At 65.0% G+C, this 6,118-nt stretch carries 7 protein-coding genes; 3 read left to right on the top strand and 4 right to left on the bottom strand.

Features of this window, described 5'->3' with window-relative positions; translation table 11 throughout:
• Positions 1–87: 87 nt before the first annotated feature.
• On the bottom strand, positions 88–726 hold the full coding sequence (locus tag HWE04_RS20155; RefSeq protein WP_241813514.1) for a cysteine hydrolase family protein: 639 nt from the start codon (positions 724–726) through the stop codon (positions 88–90).
• A 269-nt stretch (positions 727–995) separates the two neighbouring features.
• Between HWE04_RS20155 and HWE04_RS20150 the strand changes: the two genes are divergently transcribed.
• Positions 996–2,678, top strand: a complete 1,683-nt coding sequence (locus HWE04_RS20150; protein ID WP_241813513.1) for a phosphoethanolamine transferase — start codon at positions 996–998, stop codon at positions 2,676–2,678.
• Positions 2,679–2,688: 10 nt separating this feature from the next.
• Here the strand turns inward: HWE04_RS20150 and HWE04_RS20145 are convergent, their stop codons facing one another.
• Together HWE04_RS20145 and HWE04_RS20140 are read right to left on the bottom strand one after the other, a co-directional pair.
• Positions 2,689–3,144: an SRPBCC family protein gene (locus HWE04_RS20145; RefSeq protein ID WP_006461196.1), complete on the bottom strand. Its 456-nt coding sequence runs from the start codon at positions 3,142–3,144 to the stop codon at positions 2,689–2,691.
• Positions 3,145–3,262: 118 nt separating this feature from the next.
• Complete coding sequence (locus HWE04_RS20140) at positions 3,263–3,649, bottom strand: VOC family protein (RefSeq protein ID WP_234295005.1); 387 nt, start codon at positions 3,647–3,649, stop codon at positions 3,263–3,265.
• A 200-nt stretch (positions 3,650–3,849) separates the two neighbouring features.
• Here HWE04_RS20140 and HWE04_RS20135 point away from each other — a divergent pair, with 200 nt between their 5' ends.
• Positions 3,850–5,136 (top strand): NAD(P)/FAD-dependent oxidoreductase, encoded by a 1,287-nt coding sequence (locus tag HWE04_RS20135; RefSeq protein ID WP_241813512.1) that lies wholly within the window; start codon positions 3,850–3,852, stop codon positions 5,134–5,136.
• Positions 5,137–5,150: 14 nt separating this feature from the next.
• On the opposite strand, the gene HWE04_RS20130 is transcribed toward HWE04_RS20135, so the two are convergent.
• Entirely contained in the window at positions 5,151–5,681 is a 531-nt protein-coding gene (locus HWE04_RS20130) for a cysteine hydrolase family protein (protein WP_241813511.1), read from the bottom strand.
• Between the two features lie 193 nt (positions 5,682–5,874).
• Between HWE04_RS20130 and HWE04_RS20125 the strand changes: the two genes are divergently transcribed.
• Positions 5,875–6,054: a hypothetical protein gene (locus HWE04_RS20125; protein WP_039873725.1), complete on the top strand. Its 180-nt coding sequence runs from the start codon at positions 5,875–5,877 to the stop codon at positions 6,052–6,054.
• Positions 6,055–6,118: the final 64 nt, after the last annotated feature.

Genomic DNA, 6,118 nt, shown 5'->3' with positions numbered 1-6,118 from the left:
GCCTCCTGACGACTATCCAATAAGCCGTCAGGATACAAAACTCAGAAAATCAGTCCACGGAATTCTTCGAAGAACCATTTTTTTCGCCTAGTTGATCCAGCTCAGTTGGGTCAGTTTCACGCGCTCGCCCAGGCGCGGCGCATTGACCAGGTGCCAGGCCGCATATTGCTCGGCATAGGGGGTGTCGGAGGCCATCAGGTCAACCGGCACCACCACGTCGAAGCCACGCAGCGCCGCGCTGGAGGCCGTATGCAGTACCGCCCCATGGGCTGCGGCACCGATGCAGATGACGGTCTTGATGCCCTTGTCACGCAAGGTCTTTTCCAGGTCGGTATTGAGGAACTTGTCGGGGCCGGACTTGAACAGCGGCTCGTCCGCCTGCATGGCCGCCTCGGGCCAGACATCGGCCGGTGTGCTGGCACCCCCCAGGGTGTGGATCACGGTGATCTTCTTCTCCCGCGCCAGCGCCAGCATCTTGGCTACCCGTGGCAGCATGGCCACGCAGCGCGGACGGGTATCGGGATGGCAGGTCTGGCGCGCCAGGTCCAGCACCAGCAGGGCGGTGGTGGAAGGGTCTACGGTGATGTGCGACAGTGCCGGCGCAGCCGGCGCCTTGACCGAAGACCAGTCGTCGTAGACGCCCTGGGCCGAGGCCGGCGACAGGGCGGCCACGCAGGCCGACAGACCGATGAGCGCGACGCAGAGGCGATGGAGGAGGGTACGCATGGTGTTCCTTTCGATAGGGGGAGGTCGCTGGAAAATCTGCACCGGACGCGGGTGCCTGCTATGCAATGTTATCCTCGCGGCCTGGAAACAAATTATCGCTGAGCTTGTCCTATCGCGCAGACTGCGTGTGTGAAACGTGAAGGATGTGACAGGCCACCATGGCGGCACCGGCGCTCCCCTGCACCGGTGGCCGGCGCAGGGGAGCGCCGGTGCCGCAATCCATTTCCCGATGACAGCCATATTGCCGACTGGGCGGCGGAAAGACAGCATTGAACAAACTGCTCAAACGACTGTTGCTGGGCCTGGCCGGCCTGGCGGTGTTCTGGGCGCTGGGTCGCATCAGCGCCAACGAGCTGGCCAAGAGCAGCGTGCTCATGGCCACGGCCTTGCCGGGGATCGCCGGCCTGTTCCTGGCGATCCCCGTTTTGCGGCGTCGGCCCGGCTGGTTCTCGGCGGCAAGCCTGGGCATCATCGGCCTGTTCTTGCTGGATGCCGCCATCAAGGGCTTCCTGCGCGACTACTTCGGGCTGCGCCCCAATCCGGTACTGGTGCTGCAGGCCATCTTCAATACCAACCCCGCCGAGAGCAGCGAGTTCTTCCGCCACAACGGGCGTGACGTGGCCGAGGCAGCCGGCCTGCTGTGGCTGACGTGGGGTGCTGTCTGGCTGGCCGAGCGCCGCCTGCGCCGCAGCGAGGCGGGCCAGCCGGCCCCGGTCTGGCGCTGGCGGGGTGTGGCTGGGGTCGGCAGTCTGCTGGCGATCTTCATCGCGCTGCATTTCAACCCGACCATGGCCAAGGAAAATCCCTTGCTGTTCTGGCCCATCCGTTATCTGGATTACCGCGACCAGATGGCCCAGGCCGCCAGCATGGAAGAGAACGTGGCGCGCAACATGGCGCAAAAGTCGGAGTGGCAGGTGCGTTACCACGGTCCCGAACGCAACACCGTGGTGTGGGTGATCGGCGAGAGCCTCAACCGCGCCAACATGTCGCTGTATGGCTATGAGCGTGCGACCTCGCCCACGCTGGAGGCCATGCGCAAGGACCTGATCGTGTTCCGTGACGTGGTCTCCTCGGAGCCTGCCACCATGGCCTCGCTGATGAAGATGCTGACCCCGGCCGACCTGAACGACCCGCAGGCCTGGAACCGCAAGCCGGACGTGCTGATGCTGGCGCGCGAGGCCGGCTTCCGCATCCACTGGCTATCCAATCAGCCACCCAATGACGGCTGGCTGGGGCTGGTCTCGCGCCGCGCCGATCATCAGGTCTTCATCAACAAGGGGGCCGGGCGCGGGGAAAACAATTTCGACGGCAACCTCTTGCCGGCCCTGGAAGCCGCCTTGCAGGACCCGGCCCCGAAGAAGCTGATCGTGGTGCACCTGCTGGGCGCCCATCCCACCTACGACATGCGCTATCCCAGCCAGTACGCCCGCTTCGACAGCCTGCGCGACAGCGTGGCCGAACGGCTGGAGAACGCCGACCGCTCGGCCTGGATAAGGCAATTGCGCAACGAATACGACAACGCCATCGCCTACAATGACTACGTGGTCGGCAGCATGCTCAGGCTGACCATGAACGATGCCCGCGAAGACAATGCCAGCCTGCTCTTCAGCTCCGACCATGCGCAGGAGGTCGGCCACACCCGCAACCACGCCGGCCAGTCGGTGGCCGATGCCACCGGCTATGAGATCCCGATGCTGGCGTGGACCCGCTCCTTCACCGGCAAGAGCCCGGAAGAAAAAGCCCAGCTCGAATACCGTCCCTACCAGACCGACCAGATGGAACACACGGTATTAGGCCTGCTGGGTGTGGATTCGGTCTATTACGACGCCCGCCACGACATCCTCAGCGAGCGCTTCGTCAGTGCCCACTTCCACCAGTTGCGGCGCATCAACGGCCAGCCCTACCAGCCACGCACGCTGCGTTACAACGAAGCCGCTGCGCAGGGGCAATGACGCAGCGACGTCAGGCGCCGTCCGGGATTTCCGGGTCGACCAGTTGCGCCAGCAGCTGCAATGATTCCTGCCAGCCTGCGTAGCAGAATTCCAGCGGGATCGACGGCGGTATGCCCTGTTGCACCACCGTCAGTTCGCTGCCCACCAGGTTGGCGGCGATGCTGATGGTGACCTTCATCTCGCCCGGCAGATTGGGATCGTCGAACTTGTCGGTGTAGACGATGCGCTCATGCGGTACCAGCTCCACATAGGTACCGCCGAAGGCGTGCGACTGCCCGGTGCTGAAATTGGTGAACGACATCTTGTGCGAGCCACCGACCCGTGCATCCATGTGATGCACCTTGCCGGTGAAGCCATGGGGCGGCAGCCATTTCACCATGGCATCGGGATCCAGAAAGGCGCGATAGACGCGCTCCGGCTTGGCCCGCAGGACGCGGAAGATCTTGACGGTATGGGGCTGGCTCATGCGGGTCTCCTCGGGCTGGCGGATGGATGGTGACGGGCTGCGGGCGGCAACGGGGCCGGCGCATGCCAGCCTCCGCCGCTCCGGTGATGCTGTCAAGCGCAACAGTGCCGCGTCTGTTTCAGGCCGGGCAATGGCAGACGACTTCGATGTTGTGTCCGTCCGGATCGAGGACAAAGGCGCCGTAGTAATTCGGATGGTAATGGGCGCGAATGCCCGGGCCGCCGTTGTCGCGCCCGCCCTGGGCCAGTGCTGCCGCGTGGAAGGCCTCCACCGGAGCACGGGTCTCGGCGCGGAAGGCGATATGCAGCGGCGGCTGGTTGGGCGTGCCGCGACTGATCCAGAAGTCGGGTTTGCCGTTCTCGCCAAAGCCCGCCACATCGGTATGGCCGGTCACCGCTGCCGACAATTCCATCACCAGGGTGTAACCGATGGGGGCCAGTGCCGCCTGGTAGAAAGCCTTGCTCTTCTCGAAATCGCTGACGATGACGCCAGTGTGGTCGATCATGCTCGTTCTCCTGTGGATGGTGATGAGGGTGGCCGAAGGGAATGCCGGATGCCGATCTTAGGCGGCGCCGTGCAGCGGGTCAATCCAGCCCGCCTTGATCCGGATCGGTCTGCCGGACCTGATCAATGCTGACCGCGACGTCTATCAGACATCCGTCGGCAAGTTCTCGTATCATGCTGCTTTATTCCGCACATCCGCCCATGTCCACCTCTCAGGAAATTGTCTTTCCCCGCCACGTCGTCGTCATCGGCACCGGTGCCGTGGGGCTCATGAGCGCCATCCATGCACTGGACGAGGGCCTGCAGGTCAGCCTGCTGGACTTCAACGAGGCCGGTAGCGAAGAAGCCTCCAGCTACGGCAATGCCGGCTGGCTGTCCTCGCATTCGGTGATTCCCCCGGTGGAGCCGGGCATGTGGAAAAAAGTACCGGGCTATCTGAAGGACCCGCTGGGCCCGTTGTCGATCCGCTGGCGCTATCTGCCCCGTCTGACGCCCTGGCTGCTGCGCAACCTGGCCAGCGCCCGGCGTGATCGCATCCGCACCACCGCCCGCGCCCTGCGTACGCTGGTGGCCGATGCCCGCAACCTGCACCTGGAGGTGGCGCGCCGTGCCGGCGTGGCCCACCTGATCGATACCTCGGGCGTCTTGCACGTCTATCGCTCGCGCCGGCACTTCGACAACGACGCCTTCGGCTGGGGCGTGCGGCGCGAACTGGGCATCACCTGGCAGGAGCTGGAAGGCGAGAGCCTGCGTCGCCGCGAGCCCGATCTCGATCCGGCCTTCGCTTTCGCAGTCCATGTGGACGAGGCCGGTCACTGCAAGAATCCTGGCGCCTACATGCAGGCGCTGCAAGCCTATGTGCTGGCCCGCGGCGCCACCCGCATCAGCGGCCGCGCCAGCGGCTTCCGGGTCGAACAGGGGCGCCTGAAGGCGGTACTGACCGAACAGGGCGAGATCGCCTGCGATGCCGCCGTGATCGCTGCCGGCGCGCGCTCCAAGGCCCTGGCCGCCCAGGCCGGTGACCGCGTGCAACTGGAGAGCGAGCGGGGTTACCACGCCGTGATCCGTGGCCAGCAACTGCAGGCCACTGCCCGCACGCCGATGATGGTGTCCGAATTCAAGGTCATCGCCACCCAGATGGAAACCGGCCTGCGCATCGCCGGCCAGGTGGAATTCGCTTCCTTCGAAGCTGCGCCGGACTGGCGCCGCGGCGAGATCATGCGCGACATCGCCCTCAAGCTCTTCCCCGGCCTGCCCCGCACGCTGGCTGCGCAGGATGTGCAATTCTGGCTGGGCCGGCGTCCCAGTACGCCCGATGGCATGCCCTGCATCGGCCACGCCAGTGCCAGCCACGACATCATCCATGCCTATGGTCACGGCCATATCGGACTGGGCTGCTCGGCCCGCACCGGTCGCATCGTCGCCCAGTTGCTGACCGGGCAAGCCCCCGAGATCGACCTGTCACCCTTCAGCGCGCAGCGCTTCTGAGGGCGTCACCGCGATCAGAAGGCGATCTCGGCCACCGGCTTGATGGTGGTGCGTACGCCATAGGCCCCCAGGTTGGACAGCGTGGCGTGGTGATGCGCCACCACGTCGGCCACCGACAGCACGCCGTTGGGCGCGGTGGTGTGACCATCGGCCACCAGCGTCACCGGAAAACCCAGCGCCAGCGCGCGCCGTACCGTGGATTCCACGCAGAATTCGGTCTGCATGCCGCACACCACCAGTTGCGTCACACCCAGCGAGCGCAGCAGCGCTTCCAGCCCGGTGTGATGGAAGGCATCCGAACCACGCTTGCGCACGTCCAAATCCGTCGCATGCCGCTGCAGGCCCGACGCCAGTTGCCAACCGGGGCTGCCCTGCAGCAACGCACCCTGGTCCTCGTGCTGCACGAAGATCACCGGCATCCCGGCGGCACGCGCCTTCTGCGACAGCAGGTTGATGTTGGCGATGGTGAGCTCGCCGTTGACGACGGCGTCGGGACCGGTGCACAGGGCGTGCTGGACATCGATGATGAGCAGGGCGGTAGTCATGGTGTGGCTGCCTTGGGGTGGGGGAAGTGCGCTAGGGTAACAGAGCAGGCAGAGCAGGCTGCGTCAATGTTTCCCGATATTGCCAGCCTGACACTGCGTCAATTTGTCCCATTACATCGGCCGTCGGCCTTGGCTAGAATGCTGGTTGTTAGCTTTCTTCACTCGTCCCACTTCCTTATTTCCCAGCTCATCCATGACCGCCCTCTTTGACCGCGTCGAAGACGTCTTGCGCAAAGCCTCCGGACTGCACATCGTGCTGGCCCTGTTGCTGGTGTGCGGCCTATTGTGCTGGGCGGTGTGGGTATGGGCCACCGGCGAAGGGCGTACCCCCTTCGGCATGCTGGACTTCTGCATCACCCCGCCGGCCAAGTAAGCGGCCTGCCGTCTTCCCGGGTCGCATCTCTTTCCTGTCGCGCGCCTGCCCCCCTGCTGCACCT

Source organism: Herbaspirillum sp. C7C2 (assembly GCF_022627865.1).
Taxonomy (GTDB): Bacteria; Pseudomonadota; Gammaproteobacteria; order Burkholderiales; family Burkholderiaceae_D; genus Herbaspirillum; species Herbaspirillum frisingense.
This window is presented reverse-complemented; position numbering and strand designations above follow the sequence as displayed.

What these genes read in the sequence shown, in the direction of transcription:
- HWE04_RS20155 (WP_241813514.1), bottom strand. Translation starts at nt 726, where the DNA reads ATGCGTACCCTCCTCCATCGCCTCTGCGTCGCGCTCATCGGTCTGTCG.
- HWE04_RS20140 (WP_234295005.1), bottom strand. Translation starts at nt 3,649, where the DNA reads ATGATCGACCACACTGGCGTCATCGTCAGCGATTTCGAGAAGAGCAAG.
- HWE04_RS20130 (WP_241813511.1), bottom strand. Translation starts at nt 5,681, where the DNA reads ATGACTACCGCCCTGCTCATCATCGATGTCCAGCACGCCCTGTGCACC.
- HWE04_RS20145 (WP_006461196.1), bottom strand. Translation starts at nt 3,144, where the DNA reads ATGAGCCAGCCCCATACCGTCAAGATCTTCCGCGTCCTGCGGGCCAAG.
- HWE04_RS20135 (WP_241813512.1), top strand. Translation starts at nt 3,850, where the DNA reads ATGTCCACCTCTCAGGAAATTGTCTTTCCCCGCCACGTCGTCGTCATC.
- HWE04_RS20125 (WP_039873725.1), top strand. Translation starts at nt 5,875, where the DNA reads ATGACCGCCCTCTTTGACCGCGTCGAAGACGTCTTGCGCAAAGCCTCC.